The 22,394-nt window shown below is 67.2% G+C and carries 21 protein-coding genes; 11 read left to right on the top strand and 10 right to left on the bottom strand.

Going from position 1 to position 22,394, the window contains the following annotated elements; genetic code table 11:
- The first annotated feature begins 195 nt into the window (after positions 1 to 195).
- The 3 genes from J2S22_RS30445 to J2S22_RS30435 are packed head-to-tail and all read left to right on the top strand — an operon-like array spanning position 196 to position 2,231.
- Complete coding sequence (locus J2S22_RS30445) at positions 196 to 1,191, top strand: ParA family protein (protein ID WP_272780442.1); 996 nt, start codon at positions 196 to 198, stop codon at positions 1,189 to 1,191.
- Entirely contained in the window at positions 1,188 to 2,048 is an 861-nt protein-coding gene (locus tag J2S22_RS30440) for an SIR2 family NAD-dependent protein deacylase (RefSeq protein ID WP_272780443.1), read from the top strand. Before J2S22_RS30445 ends, J2S22_RS30440 begins: the two co-directional genes overlap by 4 nt.
- A gap of 42 nt (positions 2,049 to 2,090) precedes the next feature.
- A complete protein-coding gene (locus tag J2S22_RS30435; RefSeq protein WP_272780444.1) occupies positions 2,091 to 2,231 on the top strand; it encodes a hypothetical protein in 141 nt (46 codons plus the stop codon).
- 263 nt (positions 2,232 to 2,494) lie between these two features.
- Here J2S22_RS30435 and J2S22_RS30430 read toward each other — a convergent pair whose 3' ends face one another.
- On the bottom strand, positions 2,495 to 3,085 hold the full coding sequence (locus J2S22_RS30430; protein ID WP_272780445.1) for a hypothetical protein: 591 nt from the start codon (positions 3,083 to 3,085) through the stop codon (positions 2,495 to 2,497).
- Between the two features lie 593 nt (positions 3,086 to 3,678).
- Here J2S22_RS30430 and J2S22_RS30425 point away from each other — a divergent pair.
- Positions 3,679 to 4,272 (top strand): beta-class carbonic anhydrase, encoded by a 594-nt coding sequence (locus J2S22_RS30425; RefSeq protein ID WP_272780446.1) that lies wholly within the window; start codon positions 3,679 to 3,681, stop codon positions 4,270 to 4,272.
- Between the two features lie 274 nt (positions 4,273 to 4,546).
- Here the strand turns inward: J2S22_RS30425 and J2S22_RS30420 are convergent, their stop codons facing one another.
- From J2S22_RS30420 to J2S22_RS30410, 3 genes are all read right to left on the bottom strand, one after another.
- Complete coding sequence (locus J2S22_RS30420; protein ID WP_272780447.1) at positions 4,547 to 4,735, bottom strand: hypothetical protein; 189 nt, start codon at positions 4,733 to 4,735, stop codon at positions 4,547 to 4,549.
- Positions 4,736 to 4,801: 66 nt separating this feature from the next.
- Entirely contained in the window at positions 4,802 to 5,311 is a 510-nt protein-coding gene (locus J2S22_RS30415; protein ID WP_272780448.1) for a hypothetical protein, read from the bottom strand.
- A 70-nt stretch (positions 5,312 to 5,381) separates the two neighbouring features.
- On the bottom strand, positions 5,382 to 6,335 hold the full coding sequence (locus J2S22_RS30410) for a LysR family transcriptional regulator (RefSeq protein WP_272780449.1): 954 nt from the start codon (positions 6,333 to 6,335) through the stop codon (positions 5,382 to 5,384).
- A gap of 111 nt (positions 6,336 to 6,446) precedes the next feature.
- Here J2S22_RS30410 and J2S22_RS30405 point away from each other — a divergent pair, with 111 nt between their 5' ends.
- Together J2S22_RS30405 and J2S22_RS30400 are read left to right on the top strand one after the other, a co-directional pair.
- Complete coding sequence (locus tag J2S22_RS30405; RefSeq protein ID WP_272780450.1) at positions 6,447 to 7,535, top strand: 4-oxalomesaconate tautomerase; 1,089 nt, start codon at positions 6,447 to 6,449, stop codon at positions 7,533 to 7,535.
- A gap of 96 nt (positions 7,536 to 7,631) precedes the next feature.
- The gene (locus J2S22_RS30400) at positions 7,632 to 8,609 is read left to right on the top strand and encodes a Bug family tripartite tricarboxylate transporter substrate binding protein (RefSeq protein ID WP_272780451.1); all 978 of its coding nucleotides are present in this window, start codon (positions 7,632 to 7,634) and stop codon (positions 8,607 to 8,609) included.
- Between the two features lie 118 nt (positions 8,610 to 8,727).
- On the opposite strand, the gene J2S22_RS30395 is transcribed toward J2S22_RS30400, so the two are convergent.
- The 6 genes from J2S22_RS30395 to J2S22_RS30370 all read right to left on the bottom strand — a co-directional run bounded on the left by J2S22_RS30395 (position 8,728) and on the right by J2S22_RS30370 (position 15,522).
- Positions 8,728 to 10,227 (bottom strand): tripartite tricarboxylate transporter permease, encoded by a 1,500-nt coding sequence (locus J2S22_RS30395; RefSeq protein ID WP_272780452.1) that lies wholly within the window; start codon positions 10,225 to 10,227, stop codon positions 8,728 to 8,730.
- Between the two features lie 15 nt (positions 10,228 to 10,242).
- Positions 10,243 to 10,728, bottom strand: a complete 486-nt coding sequence (locus J2S22_RS30390) for a tripartite tricarboxylate transporter TctB family protein (protein ID WP_272780453.1) — start codon at positions 10,726 to 10,728, stop codon at positions 10,243 to 10,245.
- 78 nt (positions 10,729 to 10,806) lie between these two features.
- Positions 10,807 to 11,787 carry a Bug family tripartite tricarboxylate transporter substrate binding protein gene (locus J2S22_RS30385; RefSeq protein ID WP_272780454.1) on the bottom strand — a complete coding sequence of 327 codons (981 nt, stop codon included), beginning with the start codon at positions 11,785 to 11,787 and terminating at the stop codon, positions 10,807 to 10,809.
- A gap of 530 nt (positions 11,788 to 12,317) precedes the next feature.
- Positions 12,318 to 13,646 (bottom strand): MFS transporter, encoded by a 1,329-nt coding sequence (locus tag J2S22_RS30380; RefSeq protein WP_272780455.1) that lies wholly within the window; start codon positions 13,644 to 13,646, stop codon positions 12,318 to 12,320.
- Positions 13,647 to 13,818: 172 nt separating this feature from the next.
- Positions 13,819 to 14,517 (bottom strand): RraA family protein, encoded by a 699-nt coding sequence (locus J2S22_RS30375; RefSeq protein WP_272780456.1) that lies wholly within the window; start codon positions 14,515 to 14,517, stop codon positions 13,819 to 13,821.
- Positions 14,518 to 14,574: 57 nt separating this feature from the next.
- Entirely contained in the window at positions 14,575 to 15,522 is a 948-nt protein-coding gene (locus J2S22_RS30370; protein ID WP_272780457.1) for a hydroxyacid dehydrogenase, read from the bottom strand.
- Positions 15,523 to 15,787: 265 nt separating this feature from the next.
- Between J2S22_RS30370 and J2S22_RS30365 the strand changes: the two genes are divergently transcribed.
- The 5 genes from J2S22_RS30365 (at position 15,788) to J2S22_RS30345 (ending at position 22,206) form a co-directional block, all read left to right on the top strand.
- Positions 15,788 to 16,699, top strand: coding sequence for a LysR family transcriptional regulator (locus tag J2S22_RS30365; RefSeq protein WP_272780458.1), 912 nt, complete (start codon positions 15,788 to 15,790; stop codon positions 16,697 to 16,699).
- Between the two features lie 81 nt (positions 16,700 to 16,780).
- Positions 16,781 to 17,878 (top strand): L,D-transpeptidase family protein, encoded by a 1,098-nt coding sequence (locus J2S22_RS30360; RefSeq protein WP_272780459.1) that lies wholly within the window; start codon positions 16,781 to 16,783, stop codon positions 17,876 to 17,878.
- Positions 17,879 to 18,148: 270 nt separating this feature from the next.
- Complete coding sequence (locus J2S22_RS30355; RefSeq protein WP_272780460.1) at positions 18,149 to 18,694, top strand: REP-associated tyrosine transposase; 546 nt, start codon at positions 18,149 to 18,151, stop codon at positions 18,692 to 18,694.
- A 188-nt stretch (positions 18,695 to 18,882) separates the two neighbouring features.
- Entirely contained in the window at positions 18,883 to 21,204 is a 2,322-nt protein-coding gene (locus tag J2S22_RS30350; RefSeq protein WP_272780461.1) for an RHS repeat-associated core domain-containing protein, read from the top strand.
- Positions 21,205 to 21,642: 438 nt separating this feature from the next.
- Positions 21,643 to 22,206, top strand: a complete 564-nt coding sequence (locus J2S22_RS30345; protein ID WP_272780462.1) for a hypothetical protein — start codon at positions 21,643 to 21,645, stop codon at positions 22,204 to 22,206.
- Positions 22,207 to 22,394 lie beyond the last annotated feature (188 nt).

The following is a 22,394-nucleotide window of genomic DNA, read 5'->3' as shown; positions in this document are numbered from 1 at the left end:
GATCGATGTCTCCGAGGCCATGCTCCACGTCGCCATGGGAAGCCTCCTCCTACGACGCATCAGCCACTGAATCGAGTTTCCAAACGGACTCTGAGGGCGGGCATCCGGAAGATAGTGGAAGCTCGGATTTCGACTGTCAGAGCTTGACGACAAGAACCAGTGTATATCAAATGGAGTCTCAGAATAGGTGATCTAATGAAGGCAATTGCTGTATTTAACAATAAGGGCGGCGTCGGCAAAACAACTTTGCTGGCTAACTTGGCATCCTATTTAGCGCTTAAAAATATGCGCCGCGTTCTAATAGTAGATGCTGACCCGCAATGCAATATCACCCAAATAATGTTTACTGACGACGAAGTTGATTCTCTCTACGGAAGCAAAGATACATTCACAATTGACAAAATAATACACCCGCTCTCTATTGGGAGAGGCTATGTAGAAGAGATTGAGTTTCGTAGATGTAAAGAATACGGAGTAGATATACTAATCGGCGATCCACAGCTCTCGCTGCGGGAAGATTTGTTGGCCAGAGATTGGTCACAAGCCGTTGGTGGCGAAGCTCGCGGAATTCGAACAAGTTATGTTTTTTCGGAATTACTAACAAAATGCCGACACTATGACTACGTGTTCTTCGATGTCGGCCCTTCTCTGGGTGCTATAAACCGGTCTGTTCTTTTGGCCTCTGATTTTTTTATTAGCCCGCTGTCAATTGACATCTTTAGCTTGCGGGCGATTGAAAATATCCGTCTCTCGATAGAGAAGTGGCGAAAACAGTTGGATACAGCCTTTGAGTTGTTGGAAGATATAAGCGTTCTTCCCAGAGGTACAAAGAGGCGCTTTGACATTAAGTTTCTTGGCTATGTCACTCAACAGTACATTGCAAAGACGACATCGGGTGAACGTCAGGCCGTGGCCGCGTATGAACGCATCATGAGAAGGCTTTGGCCTACTATAAATAGTAATTTTGTGAGGCATTTGCAGCCTGAGTTGGGCGGCATTGAGTATTTGCTTGGAACTATTCCAAATCTTTACAGCTTAATTCCTATGTCTCAGTTTGCCAGAAGGCCGATATTCGCGTTAAGAGCCAAAGATGGCGTACGTGGTGCTCACTTTAATAAAGTGATCGAGTCCGAAGCGTTGTTTCGTGAGATCGCCTCTAGGTTCGAGGAAAACATAGGGTTAGTTTCGTGATTAACTGGCCTGATCAGTTAATTAAAGATATCGCGCGGCGCCGTGCGGTTATAATGTTGGGCTCTGGCGTCTCAAAGAACTCAATCGGCAAAGACGGTGCAAGGCCGCCTACGTGGCGAGAATTTCTTGATTCTGCCCTGTCGAACGTCCCGCCAAAGTCTAAGCACCTCGTTGCTGCATTGAACGGCGGCGATTATCTTTCGGCATGTGAGTGGATTAAAAACAGAATGGATGAGGGATGGAATGAATACCTCAGAAATGTATTTTTAAGGCCGGCATATCAGCCGAACAAAGTGCATGAGCTTATATTCGAGCTGGATGCTGGAATATATCTTACTCCAAACTTTGACAAGATATTTGATAATTACGTGACAGAACGCACTGACGGCACAACAATCATTAAGACATATTACGACGATGATGTTCATCAATTGATCCGAGGGGGCACCCGACTAATTCTGAAAATGCATGGCAGTATCGACTCCCCTGACCGAATGATTTTTGGACGTGCCAAGTATTCGGAGACGCGAATAAAATTCGCTCCATTCTACCACTTGATAGATGCTCTTCTTTTGACAAATACATTTCTGATGATCGGATGTGGCTTAAACGATCCAGACTTCCAGCTGCTTTTTGAAAATTATAGCTACCGTTTTCCAAGTGGGGCTCCTCACTATATGACATATGCCGACCCTGCACCTCAGGAGCTTGAAAGCCTCTTGCGGGATACGAGAAAGATAAAGCTTCTTAAGTATTCGAGGGCGGCTGAGCATAAAGAGCTGGAAGACTCTTTGGTGGAGTTAAATAAAAAAGTTGAAGATGAGCGCGAGAGCATAGCTGCCAGCTTTACGTGGTAAGCAAACGACAACGCCGCCGCGGCGCTCCGAGGGCACCTCGCTTTGTTGGCGGCCGACGGCGAGCCCCTGCCGCGCCCGCGCAGCTTCGAGGCGATCCGCCGGGACACCGCCTTGGCCGACGACCTGTCGGACGCCATCGTGTCGTTCGTGCGCCTGGAGGCGCCCCGGTCCTCGGCCGCCTGAGCCAGCGCCTCGTCGCCCGCCGTCCTCGCGTGGGGCGGGTCGCGCAAAGCGTCGTAGGCCGAGCCAAGCAGAGCGTGCCCCCGCCGCCGGCGGACTGCTGCCGGAGGCCGAGATCGAGGTGAAGCTCAAGGGCCGCTACAAGGTCTCCCCCAGATCGCCGGCGTCATCAAGGCCGTCCCGGGCGTGGTCGAGGTGCAGGCGGTGTGGGGGGTGACAAGTCGAGCGAGGCGTCGTCGCCACGGTAGGATGGGTTGGCCTGTGAGCTATTTCCCGTATTTCACCTTTAGTACGTTAATAACGTTGCTGTATGCGGAATTGCTGGCCCCCTGAACTATATGAAATGTTTTTATTCGTGCGGCCTCTTTCTCGCTCTGGCTTTCTATTGCAGATTTTATTTCTTTAATGACCAATTTCTGAGCTTCAGCGATGCCGCCGCTCTCAATTGGACTATGCTTGTCAAGGAATTGCATAAAACTCTCTCGATTGGGCAGCATAAAGCACTGCAGTTTCGCTCTTTTGTCTCGGATTATTTCCATTGCCTCGCGGTGAATGAATTCGTCTGCGGCGTTCAAGAGCGCCTGTCTGGATCGAGTATCGAAGTCCTTTAAGAAAAAGTCATTTAAGGCATTCTTCAAATCCGCGCGAGTCCAGGTCATGTACACGTCGACGAGTGCCTCGGCCTGTTGATAGGTCAGCGCATTTTCATCATCTATGATCCTGTCAAGCTTCTTGTCAATGGATGATTTCCATATCCAAATGGTAATTCCAATTCCTCCAGCACTAATAATCAGGCTGAGCGCCGATAGCCAATCTGCAGAATTCATTGCGGCAGCCATCAGTGGTTGCGTGATCATATTATAATATATCGACACTTGCGACACGCAATGCAAAATTGGCGCGACCTTGGCCAGGGCGCACAGCGACGGCTGGGGAGGCGGTCGCTACGAATCCACGGGTTTCGTTGCACTCAATCCGGGCTACGGGGCTACGGGGTGCGACACCGAGCCGAGGCCGGCCGCCCGGTGGCCGCATGGTTCGAGACGCGATCCTTCGGATCGCTCCTCACCATGAGGGGGCGTGCAGAACTCGCCGCGTCCGCGCCGAGAGCAGCCCCGTGGCCCAGGGGGAGCGCAGCAATGGGCGGGCGCGCCGCGCGGGAATCCCGCGCCGTTGCACTCGACCCGGGGCGCGGCCCCGGCGTCCGCCTCGGCCGGGATGACGGGTCGGCGGTCGTCGCGGGCCGAAGCCCGGCCGGAACAGAAATGCTCTCGCGCGCGTCCAGCGGGCAACGCTCTTCTCGGCCACGCCACCGCGCCTGCGGGATCTTTCCAAACATTCCGGACCGCCGGCGTTTCGCTTCACGGCGACGGCGCGCCGGATGTACGCATCCGTGGCTCGCGAACGTCTCGGAACGCGCGGGCATCAACCGCGGTCACGAGGGTCCCCCATGTCCGATCACGCGCAGACGATCCACGGCGAGGTGCTGAAGGCCAACGGCGACTACGTCCAGGGCTTCGGCGACAAGAAAGATCTGGCGCTGCCGCCGGCGCGCCGCTTCGCCATCCTCACCTGCATGGATGCGCGGCTCGACCCGGCCAAGTACGCCGGGCTGTCGGAAGGCGACGCCCATGTCATCCGCAACGCCGGCGGCCGGGCGAGCGACGACGCGATCCGCTCGCTCGTCATCTCGCACAAGCTCCTGGGCACCGCGGTGTGGTTCGTCGTCCACCACACCGACTGCGGCATGCAGCTGTTCACCGACGAGGTGATGGGCGACCTGCTCGCCGACAACCTGGAGACCGCGACCTTCGACGGCGCCACGTGGAGCAATCCGAAGCACGGCGGCGGCTCGCCGGCGGGCCGCTACGTCAAGTGGCTGACCATCGGCGACCAGGACGCCAGCGTCGTCGACGACGTGCGGCGCATCCGCAGCCATCCGCTGGTGCCCCGGCACATCCCGATCTTCGGATTCGTCTACGACGTGAGGTCGGGACGGCTCGTCGAGGTGCCGGAGGCCACCAGGGCAGGGGCCGCGTCCTGACGCCAGGGTTCGGCGGGCCGGCGACAGGCGCCGCCCATGCCCGGCCGTCCGTCCGATCACCTCGGTCATTCCGGGACGGCGCGGATCGCCGGACCCGGAATCCAGCCACAGGCACAGTATTCGCCGCTCGATTCCGGGTTCGCACCGGAGCCTGCACTCGGGCGGCGCGAAGCGCCGACCCGGGTGGTGCGCCCCGGAATGACCGCGAACTGATCAGGCGGAAGTCGGTTCACGCAACCCGGGTGACGGTCCTGCCGCCCTGCGGCCGCGCCGCCTACGGCCCGCCGCGGTCCCGGGCCTTGGCGAACAGGCGCCAGAACAGCGGCACCAGGGCGGCCAGCATCAGGAGGAGGACGACCGTGGCGGCGGCCGAGAGGTCGCCGCGGCGCGCCCCGTCGATCACGCCGGCCGCCAGCACGGCCCACAGCAGGGCGAGGACCAGGAGGGTGTTCCGCTTGCGCATCCGCATCTGCTCGGTCCGGTTCGCCTGGCCGCGGCCGCAGGTCCCGGTCGGACCGCCGGCGCGAGCCTAGCCCGGCCTCCGGCCGGCGTCATCCCGGGCGGTCCGCCGCAACGCGACGACCGCCAGCGACAGGCAGACGGCCCACAGGAACAGCCAGATGCTCCACGGGCCGGCCTCGCCCGGCGCCTCCTCCGTGGCCGGCGGCCAGCCGGTGAGGGCGGCGAGCGCGATCCGGGCGAAGTCGATCAGCACCCAGGCGAAGAGCGCCCTGTGCAGGAGCCGCAGCCAGGCCGGCGCGGCCGCCAGGATCCGGGCCCAGGCCTCGCCGTCGTCGTCCGCCCCGCCGGGTCCCGCCGCCGCGGCCGGGCCGGACCGCCGCGGAGCCCGGCGCGGCGCCGGGCGCCGGTGGGCCAGGATCGCCGCCAGCAGGGCCGGGATCACAGCGAGGCGCACCACGAGGGTCGCGGCCGCGGGGGCCGCGTCGGGCGCGCCGGCGAGCGCGAGCCCGGCCAGCACCGCACCGGCGAGGAGCCCGAGCGCGGCGGCGACGGTCAGGGCGAGGAGGGCGGTGCGCATCACGGGCATCGGTCCGGCCGGTCGCGCGGGGCGCCGGTTCTGCAGGGGTGACGGCGTGCCCGCGAGAGGTTCACGCCGCCCCGTGCGCCGGCCCGGCCCCGCCGGGCGCGGCCGGGCCCTCGTCGGCCGCCCCGCGGTCCGCCCAGGTCTCGATCAGCAGGTCGCGGAAGCGCGCCGCCACCGGGGCGAGCGGCTTTCCGCGCCGCGCCACGATGCCGATGGTGCGGGTGACGCGCGGCGTGATCGGCCGGGTCACGATGATCGGGTGGTCGCCCTGCGGGGTGGCGAGGCGCGGCAGCACCGAGACGCCGAGCCCGGCCTCGACCAGGCCGAGCGAGGTGGAGAGATGCGTCACCTCGTAGAAGCAGCGCATGCGCACCTCGGCACGCGCCAGCGCCGTCTCCAGCAGCACGCGGTTGCCGCTCTCGCGCCCGACCGTGACGAGCCGGTAGGGCTCGAGATCGGCCCAGTCGACCGCCTCGCGCGACGCCAGCGGATGGTCGCGGCGGCAGGCGAGCACGAACGGGTCCTCCAGCAGCGGCTCGAAGGACAGGCCGGCGTCGGAGGCGCCGAGGAAGTTGATGCCGAAATCGGCCTCGCCGCGCGACACCGCCTCGAGCCCGGCCGTGGCCGAGAGATCGAGGATACGGAAGCGCACCTCGGGGAACAGCTCGCCGAAGCGGCCGATCACGGCCGGCAGGAAGTAGAAGGCGGCGGTCGGCACGCAGGCGAGGGTCACCGGCGGGTCGCGGCCGCCGGCGTGGCGCAGGCCGAACAGCGAGGCGTCGAGCTCGTCGACCAGCCGGCGCACCCGCGGCAGCAGCTCGCCGCCGAACGCCGTGAGGGCGACGCGCCGCGTCGTGCGCTCCAGGAGCGCCGCCCCGACCATCTCCTCCAGCCGCTGGATGCGCCGGCTCAGCGCCGGCTGCGAGACGTGCAGGGCCGCGGCGGCCGCGTGGAAGCTGCCGCACTCCGCCACGGCCAGGAAGGCACGCAGGTCCAGGGCCTCGTAATTCATGTTCATGGCGCATCAATAGCGCCGATCTTTGCAATTTACAATTTTTCGGCGGCTTGGCATGACGGGCACCACCTGCCTCCGGAACCCCGTCTCAAAGCGACGCCACACGCCACGCCCATGTCCAAGCCCGCCGGCCTGAAAAAAATCCCATGCGTCCTGATGCGCGGCGGCACGTCGCGCGGGCCGTACTTCCTCGAATCCGACCTGCCGGCCGATCCGGAGGAGCGCGACCGCGTGCTGATCGCCGCCATGGGCTCGCCGCACAGCCTCCAGGTGGACGGCATCGGCGGCGGTCATCCGCTCACCAGCAAGGTGGCGATCGTCGCGCCCTCGACCCGCGCGGACGCCGACGTCGAGTATCTGTTCGCCCAGGTGTCCGTCGACCGCGCCTTCGTCGACACCAGCCCGAACTGCGGCAACATGCTGTCCGGCGTCGGCCCGTTCGCCATCGAGGGCGGGCTGGTCGCGGCGAAGGACGGCGAGACCACGGTGCGCATCTACAACCGCAACACCAGGGGCTTGATCGAGGCGACCGTGCTGACCCCGGGCGGCGTCGTGCAGTACGACGGCGACACGGCGATCGACGGCGTCAACGGCACGGCGGCGCCGATCCGGCTGGTCTTCCTCGACGCGGTCGGCTCCAAGACCAGCGGCCTGTTCCCGAGCGGCGAGACCAGCGAGACGATCGACGGCGTGCGCGTCACGCTCGCCGACTACGCCATGCCGATGATGCTGGTCGCGGCCGCCGATCTCGGCATCGCCGGCGACGAGACGCCCGAGGCGCTCGACGCGCAGCCGGCGCTGCTCGCCCGCATCCTCGCGCTGCGCGCCGAGGCCGGCCGCCGCATGGGCCTCGGCGACACCTCCAAGCTGGTCATTCCGAAGGTCGGCCTGCTGTCGGCGCCGCGCCGCGGCGGCACCATCACGTCGCGCTACTTCGTGCCCGACCGCTGCCACCGCAGCCACGCCGTCACCGGCGGCCTGTGCGTCGCGGTGGCGAGCCGCACGCCCGGCACGGTCGCCTTCGATCTCGCGGCGCCGGCAGCCGACCGCGGCGCCGTCACCATCGAGCATCCGAGCGGCCGCCTCGACATCGCGCTCGGCTTCGGCCCGGACGGCAGCGTGACCCGCGCCGGCGTCATCCGCACGGCGCGCCGCATCTTCGAGGGCAGCCTGCTGGTGCCGGCGGCCGTGCTGGCCGCCTGAGCCTTCACCCCCGACGACCGGGTGCCCGGCTCGACCCGGGCGCTCCAACAACAACAACCCTGCGCCGACGACCACCGTCTTCCGGGAGGAGACCCGATGCTGAATCGCCGACACCTGTGCGCGAGCCTTCTCGCCGCGCCGTTCGTCGCAGCGCCCTCGCTGCTGCGCGCCCAGACCTTTCCGTCGCGACCGATCCGCCTCGTCGTGCCCTACGCGGCCGGCGGCGGCACCGACGCGCTCGCCCGCGTGGTCGCCCAGGCGATGAGCGAGCGCTCCGGCTGGTCCGTGGTGGTTGAGAACCTCACCGGCGCCGGCGGCAATCTCGCCACCATGAACGTCGCCTCGGCGCCGGCCGACGGCTACACCATGCTGCAGGCCAACCAGGGGCCGATGGCCGTCAACCCGCACATCTTCAAGAACCTGAAGGTGAACCCGCTGACCGCCTTCGACCCGATCACGCTGATCGCGGCGGCGCCGCTGGTCGTCGTGGTGCCGCCGAAGTCGGAGTTCACCGACGTCAAGCAGCTGATGGCCTACGCCAAGGCCAATCCGGGCAAGCTCACCTACGGCTCGGCCGGCAACGGCTCGGCGAGCCATCTCGCCGCCGTGCTGCTCAACGTGGTCGCCAAGGTCGACACCGTGCACGTGCCCTACAAGGGCGCCGGCCCGGCGCTCAACGACCTGCTCGGCGCCCAGACCCAGTTCATGGTGACGACGATTCCCTCGGTGCTCGGCATGATCGAGGGCAAGCTGCTGCGGCCGCTCGCCGTCACCTCGAAGGAGCGCGTCGCGGTGCTGCCCGGCGTGCCGACGATCGCCGAGAGCGGCTGGCCCGACTACGAGTCGACCGCCTGGTACGGCTTCGTGGTGCCGGCCGGCACGCCCAAGGACGTGATCGAGACGCTGCGCAAGGCGACCGTCGAGGCGATCAACACGCCGCTGGTCAAGCAGCGCCTGGAGGGCGAGGGCGCCCGCCCGGTCGGCAACACCCCGGCCGAGTTCGCCGCCTTCATCAAGAAGGATTCGGCCCGCTGGGCCGAGATCGCCCGGACCGGCGTGATCAACCTGAACTGAGGCCGGCCCGCGGGCCGCGCGCGCCGCCTCACCCCCGTGCCGGCGCGAACGACGACGGGCGGACCCACCGGTCCGCCCGTCGTTCGTCTTCGCGAGGCGGTCGGGCCGGCCGGCGGTATCAGGCCGCCGGCTTCGCCTTCTTCTTGAGCACGGCGCCGATCAGCGGCCACACCAGGATGACGACCGCCGTCACCAGGATGACGAGCGAGATCGGCCGGTTGAAGAAGCCGGCGGCGCTGCCGTCGCCGATGATGATCTGCTTGCGCAGCGAGTTCTCGACCAGCTCGCCGAGGATCAGGCCGAGGATCAGGGCGGGGCTCGAATACCGGAACTTGTCGAACAGGTAGCCGAGCAGCCCGAACACGAACATCACGATGACGTCGTAGAAGCTGTTCTGCAGCGAGTAGGCGCCGACCAGGCCGAGCGCCATGATCAGCGGGCCGAGCAGCGGGTAGGGCAGCTTGAGGATGTGCCCGAACTGGCGGGTGACGAAGCGGCCGCCGACGAACAACAGCAGCGCCGAGAACACCAGCGCGAGGAACACGGTGTTGAGCAGCACCGGCTGCTCGCGCAGCAGCAGCGGGCCGGGCCGCATGCCGATGATGATGAACGCCGCCATGATGACGGCCGTCACCGGGCTGCCCGGGATGCCGAGCACCATGGTGGGCACCAGCGCGCCGCCGACGCCGGCGTTGTTGGACGCCTCCGGCGCGACGACGCCGCGCGGATTGCCCTCGCCGAACTTGATCGGGTCGTTCTTGTGGGTGCGCGACGCCTCGCCGTAGGCGATCAGACTGGAGATCGAGCCGCCGGCCGCCGGGATGATCCCGATGATGACGCCGATGATCGACGCGGTGACGAAGGTCGACCACATCTTCACCATCTCGGCGAACTTCATCAGCTTGATCGACACCCGCCCGCCCTCGTGCAGGGTGTTGTCGCGGTGCCGGTACTCCTCGATGTTCTTGAGCACCTCGGCCACCGCGAAGGCGCCGATCATCACCGAGATGTAGTTGATGCCGTTGAGCAGGAAGGGCTGGCCGAAGGCGAAGCGCTCGGTGCCGTTGATGCTGTCGATGCCGATGGTCGAGATCATCAGGCCGAGGATCACCGACAGCGCCGCCTTCATCTGGTCCTTGGCGGCGATCGAGGTGATGCAGCTCAGGCCGATCAGGCTGAGGCCGAAATACTCGGCGCTCTGGAACGACAGCGCCACCGTGGCGAGCAGCGGCGCGGCGATCAGCATGACGACGGCCGAGAAGATGGTGCCGAACGACGACGCCGTCACGGCGAGGCCGAGGGCGATTCCCGCCTCGCCCTTCTGCGCCATCGGGTAGCCGTCGAACGTGGTGGCCACCGCCTCCGGGGTGCCCGGCGACTTGATCAGGATGGCCGAGATCGAGCCGCCGCAGGCGCCGCCGACATAGACGGCGATCAGCAGCACGACGGCGGCCGCCGGCGTCATCGTGTAGGTGAACGGCAGGCACAGGATGATGGCGAGCGACGTGCTGATCCCCGGCAGCGCGCCGCAGACCATGCCGAAGACGGTGCCGGCCACGACCAGCACCACCGACAGCGGGTTGAACACCTCGCCGAGCGCCTGAATGAAGACGTCCATGATCGGCCCCTCGGGTCAGTAGATCAGATAGCTCAGCTCGCGCAGCTCGCCGGCGCCGCGCGGCAGCGGCACCCCGAACAGCACGCCGAAGACGAGCGTGAGCGAGGCCGTCACGGCGACCGTGTAGATCGCCAGCATGGCCGGCTTGCGGTAGCCGATGAACCAGCCGGCCAGCGGCAGGTAGGCGAGCGTCGCCAGGACGAAGCCGATCACGTCCAGGACGAACAGGTAGGCGAGCAGCAGCACCACGTTGATGGCGACGGCGCGGCCGTCGACGGTGCCGAGCTCGAACAGCGGGATCTTGGTCGCCGTCCGGGTCCGCAGCAGCCGCAGCGTGACGAACAGCAGCACGATCAGCCCGAGGACGCCGAGGATGATCGGGAAGCCGCCGGCGCCGAGCACGTCGGCCGGGTTGTCGGACGGCGGCAGCATGAAGGCCTGGACCAGGTAGAACACCAGCAGCAGGCCCAGGAGGCAGTTGAAGACGAGTTCGGCGGCCATTCGGGAAGCCCTTGGATCACGGAAGACCGGACCGTCCGGGCGGGACGGTCCGGGGCGACGGCGGCGGCGGACCGGCGCCTACTTCTTGACGAGGCCGAGCTCGGTGAACACCGCCCGGTATTCCTCGACTTCCTTGTCGAGCGACTTCTTGAACTGCTCGGCGGTCTCGTAGCCGGGGACGATGTCGGTCATCTCCTTCTTCTCGACCTCCTTGTAGGCCGGGTCCTCGTAGGTCTTCTGGAAGGCCTCGATGATGATCTTCTTGACCTTCTCGGGCGTGCCCTTCTTGACGACGAAGCCGCGCCACGACCCCTCGGTGAAGTTGATGCCCTTCTCGACCGAGCTCGGCACGTCCTTGAGGGCCGGCACGTCGAGGCGCTTCTCGCCGAGCACGACGAGCGGGCGGATGTCGCCGCTCTCGACCAGGCTCATGAAGGAGATCAGCTTGTCCTGGTAGACGTCGAGCTCGCCGCCCAGCACCGCCGCCTTCATCACCGAGGCGCCGCGATAGGGCACGTAGTTCCAGGTGAATCCGGCCGCGCGGGCGAAGCCGTTGGCGATGTAGTCGTCGAGCGCGCCGGGCGAGATGCCGCCGATCTTGAGCTTCTTCGGGTTCGCCTTGCCGAAGGCGACGAGCTCCTCGATCGTCTTGTAGGGGCTGCTCTTCGGCACGCCGATCAGCTGCACGTCGGCCTGCACCTTCATGATCGGCTCGAACTCGGCGCGGAACTTGATCGACGAGCTGTTGCGGGCCTCGACGATCGGCAGCGACGGGGTCACCTCCAGGATGGTGTAGCCGTCGGCCGGCGCGCTGTAGGCGTAGAGCATGCCCTCGATGGTGCCGGCGCCGCCCTTGTTGATCACCGAGATCGGCTTGCCGAGGTACTTCGACGCGATCTGCGCGAACTGGCGGGCGAAGATGTCGCTGGCGCCGCCGGCGCCGAACGGCACCACCATCTCGATGGGACGGCGCGGATAGTCCTGCGCCCCGGCGGCCCCGCCGAGAGCGACGAGGGCGAGCCCGGCGGCGGCGGACGTGAACAGGTTTCGCAGGATCATCGGATGCCTCCCGAGGTCGTTCGGCAGCGGCCGCGGTGCGGCCGTGCGGTCAATGTCGGATCACATGGCCCGTCGGGCCGGAGGGCGGACGTCAGCGAGCGGCGCCGCGGACGGTCCGCGGCGCGCCTGCAGCCGGCGTGTGCCGCTGTCCGGGACCGTGAGGAGCAGGCCATCCGGGGCGAACGACGAGGCGGGCTGCAACGCTGCGACGTCTAGCAGCAAACGCCGTCGCGATGCCACCATTATTCGGCCGCGGACGCGCCGCACGGGCGTGCCGCGGACCGCGACAGCCGCGTCGCGTCGCGTCGTGAGACGCCCGGAAAACCGCGTCGATCCGCGGATCCGGCGCGGCGGCGCGACGGCCTCGCCGCGGTTTCGCGGTGGCGTGGCGGGCGCCCCTCGTCGCACGCATGTCGGCCAGCGAAATTCGGAATGATGCGGCGGCGCGTCGGCGGCGGGCCAGACGCGAACGGACGGGCCGGGCGGCCCGTCCGTCGTCTCCGGCCGGAGCGGCGATCCGACGATTCTCGCTAGCGATACTTGCGGGCGTCGCCAGGGGCGGCGTCGCGCACCGAGAGGATGACCAGGAGACCGAGCGCGCCGTTCGCCATCAGCATGTAGGTCGGGATCATGATGTCGCCCGACCAGGCGATCAGCGCGGTGGCGAGATACGGCATCAGGCCGCCGCCGATCACCGAGCCGAAGCTGTGGCCGAACGAGACGCCGGTGCTGCGCACCCGGGTCGGCAGCAGCTCCGGATACATCAGGTAGGAGCCCGCCTGGCACAGCGTGTAGGGCAGCATGGTGACCACCAGGGCGACCACCGAGAGGGCGAACGAGTCCGGCCCCATCAGGGCGTACATCGGATAGCTCAGCACGATGTAGAAGCCGTAGGAGGCGGCCAGCACCCGCTTGGCGCCGAACCGGTCGGTGACCCAGCCGAAGATCGGGATCAGCACGGCCGCGCAGGTGATGGCGATCAGCACGATGAAGCCGACCTGCGACTGCGGCATCTTCAGCACCGCCTTCATGTAGACGGCGACGTAGACGGTGCCGATATAGGTGCCGACGGTCTGCACCAGCGCGAACAGCATCAGCTTGACGAGCGACGCCGGATAGGCGCGGAACAATTCGCCGAACGGCGCCTTGGAGAGGCCGCCCGCGGTCTGCAGGGCCTTGAACTCGGGGCTGTCCTCGATCCGCAGCCGGATCCACAGGCAGCCCAGCATCAGCGGGAAGGCGACCAGGAACGGCACCCGCCAGGCCCAGTCGGGCGAGTCCTTGGCGAACATGGCGGCGGCGATGCCGGCCATGCCGGCGGCCGTCGCCTTGCCCAGCACGGCGATGCCCGGGATGAACGAGATGTAGAGGGCGCGCCGGTGCGGCGGCGCCCATTCGCGGATGTAGGAGGCGGCGCCGCCGATCTCGCCGCCGGCCGAGAGGCCCTGCAGCAGGCGGAACGTGATCAAGAGCGCCGGCGCCGCGACGCCGATCGAGGCGTAGGTCGGCAGGAGCCCGATGGCGGTGCTGGAGAAGCCCATCAGCAGCACGGTGGCGAGCAGCGCGGCCTTGCGGCCGTAGCGGTCGCCGATGTGGCCGAAGAAGATGCCGCCGAGCGGCCGGACCACGAAGGCGCTGCCGAACACCGCGAGCGTCGAGAGCAGCGCCGCGGTCGGATCCGCGCCGGGGAAGAAGCTCGAGGCGAGCATGGCGGCGACGTAGCCGTAGCAGGAGAAGTCGTAGTACTCGAGGAACGTCCCGAAGGAGGCGGCCACGGTGGCCTTCTTGGCCTCGCTCACGTGGCGGGCGCGGGCCTCCTCCTGGTCGAGAGCGGGCGTGTAGGCGACGGCGTGTTCCATGTCGAATTGCACCTTGTCGAATGCACTGTGGCTCGAGCGACCCTGGCAGGGGCGACGCGGTCCTCGCCGGGAGCGAGAGTGGCACCGCGGCGCCTGTGAGTTGTGAGGCGGTCACGCGATCGCGTCGCCTCGCCGTCCGCCGCGACCGGGACGGCCGCGCGGGGCGGACCGGTCAGAACCGGTAGACGTCGTCGATCACGGTCGCGCCGGTCTGGCTCAGCTTGGCGTCGACCCAGCTGCGGTCGTAGCGGCCGGCCTCGATGTCGGCGAAGATCTGCTTCTCCTTGGCCGAGATGGCGCGGGTCGCCGCCAGCACGGCGGCGGCGTCGGCGACCGGCACGAACACCACGCCGTCGGCGTCGCCGACCACGATGTCGCCGGGCCGCACCACGGCGCCGCCGCAGGCGATCGGCGTGTTGATCTCGCCGCAGCCGTTCTTGTACGGCCCCATCGGCGTGTAGCCGCGCGAGAACACCGGCAGCCGGCCGAAGGCGGCGATGCCGTCGTAGTCGCGCATCGATCCGTCGAGCACCAGGCCGCCGAGGCCGCGGCTCGCCGCGTAGCGCACCATGATCTCGCCGATCAGCGCGTTGGTGGTGTCGCCCTGGCCGTCGACCACCACGATGTCGCCCGGCTGGGCGAGGTCGAGCGCCTTGTGGATGAACAGGTTGTCGCCGGGGTTCACCTTCACGGTGAAGGCCGGGCCGCACAGCCGCATCTCCGGCAGCACCGGCGCGATGGCGCTCGCGGTGCAGAACATGCGCGACATGTTGTCGGCGATGTTGGGGGTCGCCTGACCGCGGAACGCCTCGATCAGCGCCGGATCGGGGCGGGTGAGCCGCGTGTAGATTCTGTTGCCCGGTGTGGTCACCGTGTTGCTCCGTGAGTGGATCGGTCGAGGGAAGGCGAGATCCGGCCCGGGCCGGGGTCACGCCGCGTAGGGAAACTCGGGCGGCTCGCCGCGCAGCACGGCGAGCACGTCGCGCACCACGATGTCACCGACGCGCCGCAGCGCCGCGTCGGTCGAGGCGCCGACATGCAGGGTGCCGACGAAGTTCGGGGCCCGCAGCAGCGGATGGTCGGGCGGCGGCGGCTCGCGCTCGAACACGTCGCAGGCGGCGCCGGTGAGCCGGCCGGCGGCGAGCGCCGCGGCGAGCGCCGTCTCGTCGACGACGCCGCCGCGCGCCGTGTTGACCAGCAGGGCGCCGGGCCGGCAGGCGGCGAGCTCGGCGGCGCCGATCAGCCCGTTGGTCTGCGGCGTCCACGGCACGCTGACGCTGATCACGTCGGCGGCGGCGAGCAGCGTCGGCAGCGCCTCGTGCCGCGCGATTCCGGCCTGCGCGAACGCCTCGGCCGACACGAAGGGATCGTAGCCGGCGATCGTCATGCCGAAGCCGGCGCGGGCGATCTCGGCGGTGCGCCGGGCGATGCGGCCGAGGCCGACGAGGCCGAGCGTCTTGCCGCCGAGCTCGATGCCGGTCAGCTCCGGCGGCGCCAGCCGGGTCGCGCCGGCGCGCAGCGCCGCCATGTTGCCGGGCAGCTTGCGGGCCAGGGCGAGGATCAGGCCGACGACCAGCTCGGCCACCGAGTTGACGTTGGCGGTCGGCGTGTACACCACGGCGATGCCGCGCTCGCGCGCCGCGGCGACGTCGATGGCGTTGACGCCGACGCCGTGCTTGCCGATCGCCCGCAGCCGGGGAGCGGCCCGGATGTGGTCGCGCGTCACCGCGGCGGCCCGCACGATGACGGCGTCGGCGCGCGACCAGTCGGCCGCGCCCGGGTCGTCCCAGGTCACCACCTCGGCCTCCTCGCGCAGCCGCGCCAGCGGGACCGGGTGGATGGGTTCGGTGACGATGACCTGCATGGCAGCACCCATGATCGACCGGGCGCCTTGTGGGGCGCCTGATTATTCGATAGCGTGATATTACGGATCGCGTCCGGCGCCGGGGGCGGGGCGTCGGGCGGGGGCCGGCGGGCGACGGTCGCGCGGGCCGCCCCGAGAGGCGAAGCCTCTGGGGCGGGAAGCGCGCCGGCCGCGTCGCGTCCTCGCGAGCCCACTCCTCGCACGACTCCGAATATCGAAAAAGCGATTATTCGGAATGATATAAATCGCGTATCAGAATATTCTGCGGAGGCCGTCCGTGCAGTCCCAGGACATCGAGATCTTCCTCCAGCTCGCCCGCCACCGGAACCTGTCGCGCGCCGCCGAGGTCACGCATCTGGCCCAGTCGACGGTCAGCAAGCGGCTGCAGATGCTGGAGGCGCGGCTCGGCTATCCGCTGCTGGAGCGCGGCAAGGGCCACAAGAAGGTCGAGCTGACGCCGCAGGGCGAAGCGTTCCTGCCGATCGCCGAGCGCTGGCAGGAGCTGGTGCGCGAGGCGCACGAGGTGAGCCGGGCGCCGCCGCGCCGGCACCTCGTCATCGGCACCGTGTCGAGCGCCAACATGACCTTCGTGCCGGAGCTGTGCCGCCGCCTGTGGAACCGGCGCCCGCGCGTCGGCTACCGCACCATCTCGCTGCATTCGGTCGAGATGTACGAGGAGATCGAGAAGCGCTCGATCGACGTCGGCTTCACGCTCGTCGAGCAGGCGGTGGCGAACGTCGCGGTGACGCCGTGCTTCTCGGTGCCGCTGATCGGCGTGCGCATCAAGCAGCGCGGCCCCCGCAAGGTCGACGTGAGACGCCTCGATCCGGAGACCTGCGTGTTCGTGCCGTGGGGGACGCGCTATCTCACCTGGCACGACGACTGGTTCCCGTCGAGCCGCAAGCCGTGGGCCGCGGTCGACAACCCGCTGATGCTGTTCACGGTCATGGAGCACCGCGAGCAGTGGGCCGTGGCGCCGCGCGGCATCGCCCATTCGATGCTGGCGACCGGCCGCTTCGAGACCTTCCGGATCGACCCGGCGCCGCCCGAGCGCACCTTCTTCAAGATCACCCACAAGACCCCGCGCAGCAGCGCCGTCGCCGCCCTGCAGGCCTTCGACGAGGAGCTCGCCGGCACCATCCACGACGGCTTCCCCGACATCTACACCGACGTCCAGGCGCGGTCTTAGCCGTCGCGGGCGACGCCCGGGGCTCGCCTTACGAAAGCCGCGACCGGTCCGCAAAGGGTGAGACCGGTCGGAGGAGAGGCCATGATCCGCGTCGCGGGACTGCGCATGCTCGTGCTGGCGGCGGCGCTCGCCGCCGCGGCCGCGCCGATCCGTGGCCTCGCCCAGGACGCTCCGCCCGCCAAGACCTCTCCCGAGAGGCCGCCGCCCGACAAGGCGACCCGGGAGCTGCCGCCGGACCTGCTGGCGCTGCTCCGGGAGAAGCGGATGCCGAAGCATTCGCCGATCGTGCTGCGCGTCTTCAAGGAGGAGGCCGAGCTCGAGGTCTGGAAGCAGGACGCCGGCGGGCGCTTCGCGCTCCTGAAGACCTATCCGATCTGCCGGTGGTCGGGCGATCTCGGCCCGAAGTTCGTCGAGGGCGACCGCCAGGCGCCGGAGGGATTCTACACGGTCACGCCGGCGCTGATGAACCCGCACTCCAACTATCATCTCGCCATCAACACCGGCTTCCCCAACAGCTTCGACAAGGCGAACGGCCGCACCGGCAGTCTCCTGATGATCCACGGCGACTGCGCGTCGGCCGGCTGCTACGCCATGACCGACGCGCAGATATCCGAGATCTACGGGCTCGCCCGCGACGCGCTCGCCGGCCGGCCGTGGTTCCAGATCCAGGCCTTTCCGTTCCGCCTGACGCCGGCGAACCTGGCACGGCACCGGAACAGCCCGAACCTGCCGTTCTGGACGATGCTGAAGGTCGGCAGCGACCATTTCGAGACGACCCGGCGCGAGCCGAAGGTCGACGTGTGTGAGCGCCGCTACGTGTTCGATGCCAGACCGCGGTCGTCCGCCGCGACGCCGGTCGTGTTTGATCCGGCCGGCAGGTGCCCGCCCCATGCGGTCGATCCGACGATCGCCGGCCCGGTGTCGGAGAAGCAGCGCGCCGACGCCGCCGAGACGGCGCGCCTCGTCGCGCGACTGACCGCCGACGGCGTGCCGGCCGCGCCGATCTACACCGGCCTCGACGGCGGCATGCACGAGAGCTTCCGGGCCCGCTTCGTCCGGGTGGTCATCCCGCTCTCCAAGGTGATGCCCTACGCCTCCCACCTGCCGACGCTGCCGCCGATCCCTTGGGTCGACGACGACGGCTCAGTGGCCCGCAAGTGGTTCGGCACCGCGTTCTGAACAAGCGTAGCGCGGCCTCCGTCGTAGCCCGGGCGGAGCGCAAGCGACGGCCGGGACAGGCCGTGCCCCAGGATCCCGGGTTTCGTTTCACTCAACCCGGGCTACGTCGGGGCGGCATCGTCCTCGTCGTCTCCCTCGTCGCGGCCGCCTTCGTAGCCCGGGCGGAGCGGGAGCGACGGCCGCGACAGGCCGTGCCGCGGATCCCGGGTTTCGCAGGCTCGACCCGGGCTACGATCTACGGATTGCGGCTGGCGTCGATTACAATTCGGCATGGTCCGACACCGGTGGAACTTCGTCCAGGGCGGGACGTACTTTTTCACCATGACGCTCGCCGACCGGCGGTCGCGGATGCTCGTCGATCATGTCGACGCGCTGCGGGCGGCGTTCCGCGAGGTGCGCGCACGCCACCCGTTCGCGGTCGATGCGATCGTCGTGCTGCCGGATCATCTCCATGCGGTGATGACCTTGCCGGCCGGGGACGCCGACTTCTCGACGCTATGGGCCCTGATCAAGCGCCGGTTCACGGACGTCGTCGCGGCGGCGGGCGTGCCGGTCGCCTGTCACCGGAACGGCGAGCCGGCGCTGTGGCAACGGCGGTGCTGGGAGCACACCATCCGCGACGATCGTGATCACGAGCGCCATGTCGATTACGTGCACTTCAATCCCGTGAAGCACGGGCTTGTCGGGCGGGTGTACGACTGGCCGTGGTCGTCGTTCCACCGCTTCGTCCGCCTCGGCGAGTTGCCGATCGACTGGGGCGGCGACGCGCGGAGCGACGATGGTGATTTCGGCCAGCCGGACACGCAACGCCGGTAGCCGGGCGTCCTTCGTAGCCCGGGCGGAGCGGCAGCGGCGGCCGGGGCGGGCCGTGCCGCGGATCCCGGGTTTCGCAAGCTCAACCCGGGCTACCTACGGGCGGATCAAGCGTCGCCGTGCTCCTACGTAGCCCGGGCGGAGCGGCAGCGACGGCCGGGAGGGGCCTCGGCCCGAATTCCCGGGTTTCGTTGCACTCGACCCGGGCTACGGGCTACTACGACGCGCTCGGGCGGCCGAGCCAGATCGCGACGACGGTCGAGGGCGCCGTCTACACGTTCGGGGCGGGCTACGACGTCAACGGCCGGCTGAGCCAGGTGAGCTATCCGTCGGGCTTCGTGGCGCGTTACGGCTACAACGCTCTGGGCTATGCCGACCAGCTGTCCGACGCGGGCGCGCAGGTGTTCTGGACCGCGAACGCGCTCGACGCCGAGCAGCACCTGACCCAGCAGACGGCCGGCAATGGCGTGGTGACGACCCGCTCCTTCTCGGCGCTGAACGGCCGGCTCCTGTCGGTCGCGGCCGGCTCCGGCAACGCGGTGCAGAACGCGACCTACACCTACGACCTGCTGGGCAACCCGCTGTCGCGGACCGACGGAACGTCGAACCTGTCGGAGAGCTTCACCTACGATCCGCTGAACCGGCTCTTGTCGGCGACGATCAGCACCAGCACGGCGCCGGTGAAGACGCTCAGCTACGACGCGATCGGCAACATCCTGTCGAAGTCGGACGTCGGGACCTACACCTACGCGCCGCCGGGGTCGCCGCGGCCGCACGCGGTGACGAGCATCAGCGGCAGCACGATCAGCACGACCTTCACGTACGACCCGAACGGCAACCAGACCGCCGGGCTCGGCCGCACGGTGGAATGGACGTCGTACAACCGGCCGGCGAGCATCACGCAGGGGAGCCGGACCATCAGCTTCCTGCACGACACCGACCACCAGCGGGTCAAGCAGGTGTCGCCGGAGGGCACGACGCTCTACATCGCCGGGTTCGGGGTTTTGGCGGAGCTGTCTGGAGCGGGCGGCCCGGCGGCGCGGTGGACCGACTATCTGGCGGTCGGCAACGCCAAGGTCGGGATGCGGGTCACCGAGGTGGCGTCGCAGACGATCTCGCTGCGCTACTTCCACCTGGATCATCTCGGCTCGGTCTCCGTGCTCACCAACGAAGCGGGCGTGGTGGTCGAGCGGCTGAGCTACGACGCGTGGGGCAAGCGGCGGCATCCGAACGGCGCCGACGACGTGACCGGCAGCATCGAGAGCCAGACGACGCGCGGGTTCACGGGCCACGAGCAGCTCGACTCGGTGGCGCTGGTGCACATGAACGGGCGCGTCTACGACCCGCTGGTCGGCCGCATGATCAGCGCCGACCCGACCGTGCCCGACCCGCTCAACGCGCAGGCCTGGAACCGCTACTCCTATGTCGGCAACGACCCGCTCGCCTTCGCCGACCCGAGCGGGTTCTCCTGGCTGTCCGAGTTCTTCCACGGGGTCGCCAATTTCTTCGCGCAGTTCCCGATCATCCGGGCGATCTTCCAGATCGTCGCGACGGTTGTGATCGCGGCGGTGCTCACCGCCGCGACCGGGGGGGCTGCCTTGCTGGCGGTCAAGATCGCCAGCGCAGCGCTCGGCTCGGCCATCACGACAGGGCTATCCGGCGGTAAGCTCGGAGACATGCTCAAAGCAGCCGCCATCGCCGGAGCGACAGCGTTCGCGTTCAACGCGGTGGGGAACGCCACCACTCACGCGATGCCGGCATTCAACTCTCCGCAGTTCGATCCGGGCGTTTACGCGGGAAACGTCGCCGGTCACGCCGCGGTCGGCTGTCTCAGCTCCGCGGCGTCGGGTGGTTCGTGTCGTGATGGTGCTTTGTCGGGAGCGGTCGGAGCCGGCGTCGGGCCACTGGTTCCAACAGCGTTCCCGAACTATCGAACCGATCCAGGGCAGTACGTCGGCGGTCTGGCTCTGACCAGCGTCGCCGGCGGCCTCGCCTCCGTCGCCGGCGGTGGAAAGTTCGAGAACGGCGCCGTCACCGCGGCGTTCGGATATATGTACAATCAGGCGGCAGGAAAAGCACAGGCGGGGTACGATTACGAAAATCATTGTATTACTGACGGTTCCAGTTTCGTGTACCCGCTAATGCCTATCGTTGGGGCGCCGTTAAGTCTGCTGAGAGGAGCTTTGTCTGCTATATTTGGTGGTGGGGAAACCACCGCCTTGTATCGCGCCGTGAGTTCAGCGGAGTACGAGCAGATTATGAATACGGGCACGTTCCAGGCTGGCCCCAATTCGCTGGGCGGAAAATTCTTTGCGGAAACGCCGGGCGCCGCAGCAAAATGGGGCGAGGTATTGAACGGTGCGGGCAACTTTAAAGTTATTGAGGTGGAACTGCCGAGCGGAGCGGCTAGCTCATTTATGAGGTTTGAACGCCTCGACGGGATCGGTCCTGCGCGATATGGTACTTTGGACATCCTCAACTCTGCCAAGCCAGTTATAAGGTCTTTACCATGAGAGAAGTAACAGCAAAATTGTGGTGGCTAGTTCCATCAGAAGGGGGGCGTGCAGCGCCGCCCGCTGGGCCTACGTATACAACTGTTGCGCGGTTCGCACGGCAGAAGAATGCGTGGACTAAAGACGCTTGGAGTCTGGTCGCAGAATTCATTGACTCTCCTCAAGAAGACCGCCCGCATCTAGTGCGAGTTCGGTTTCTTGCTGAAAACGGTCCCGTTGGATGGCTGACGTCGGGAGAGGAATTTGAGTTGATGGAGGGTAGTCGGGTCGTCGCCAAAGGTGTTATCGTCTAGCTAAAATCGCCTGCGGAGCACGACGCGAATATGTCCAGTTTTGCCGTGGGAATGCGAAGCGCGGAATAGCAAAGCATATTGCGCCGAATCGCCTCGCGGCCGGCAAGAGCTGAGTTGGGCGGGGCGGACGAATAAGGGTAAGCTTGTGCAACGATTGGCGGCATTAGTTCCTTTGGTTGTCGGCTTGGCCGGATGCCAAACCGCGCAGGAAACGATTGTGCCGGCAGCCGCAAGCGTCGGTCCGGCGCAGATGCGGCGTGAGCAGTCCATCGCTCAGTCAACTCCCATCAGTGCGCCGCTGCTGTCCAGACGACCCGACACTGTTCCAGCCAAGCAAGCGACCCTACTCGAAGGAACCGGTCAGTTCGTCGGGGAACCCGCCACAGGAGCAACGTCCTCTTCGGCAGACGCCGAGCCCGACGGGGTCACCGTCAACCTCGTCAACGTCTCGGCGCCACAGGCGGCGAAAGCAATCCTCGGGGACATGCTGGCGGTGAAATACTCGATCGACCCGACGATCGACGGCCGGATCACGATCCAGACCCCGAAGCCGGTGACCCGGCTGGCCGCACTCGACCTGTTTCAGACGGCGCTGCGGTCGAACAATGCGGCCATCGTCAACAAGGGCGATGGCTACAAGATCGTCCCGCTGGACCAGGCGGCGACCGGTGCGGTGATCCGAGCAAGCGTAGCCCGGCTTTCTTCGTAGCCCGGCGGAGCGGCAGCGATGGCCGGGAGGGGCCTCGGCCCGAATTCCCGGGTTTCGTTGCACTCGACCCGGGCTACGATCGGAGCCCGCCGTCGCCGTCCTCCTCGTCCTCTCACGCGTCGTCGCCGCCCGAGGACGAGCGCCGAAAACCCGCCGAGACCTCGTCGCGACGAGGACGGCGAGGGAGA

The sequence above is a fragment of the Rhodoplanes tepidamans genome, from assembly GCF_030813915.1.
Lineage (GTDB): Bacteria > Pseudomonadota > Alphaproteobacteria > Rhizobiales > Xanthobacteraceae > Rhodoplanes > Rhodoplanes tepidamans.
This window is presented reverse-complemented; position numbering and strand designations above follow the sequence as displayed.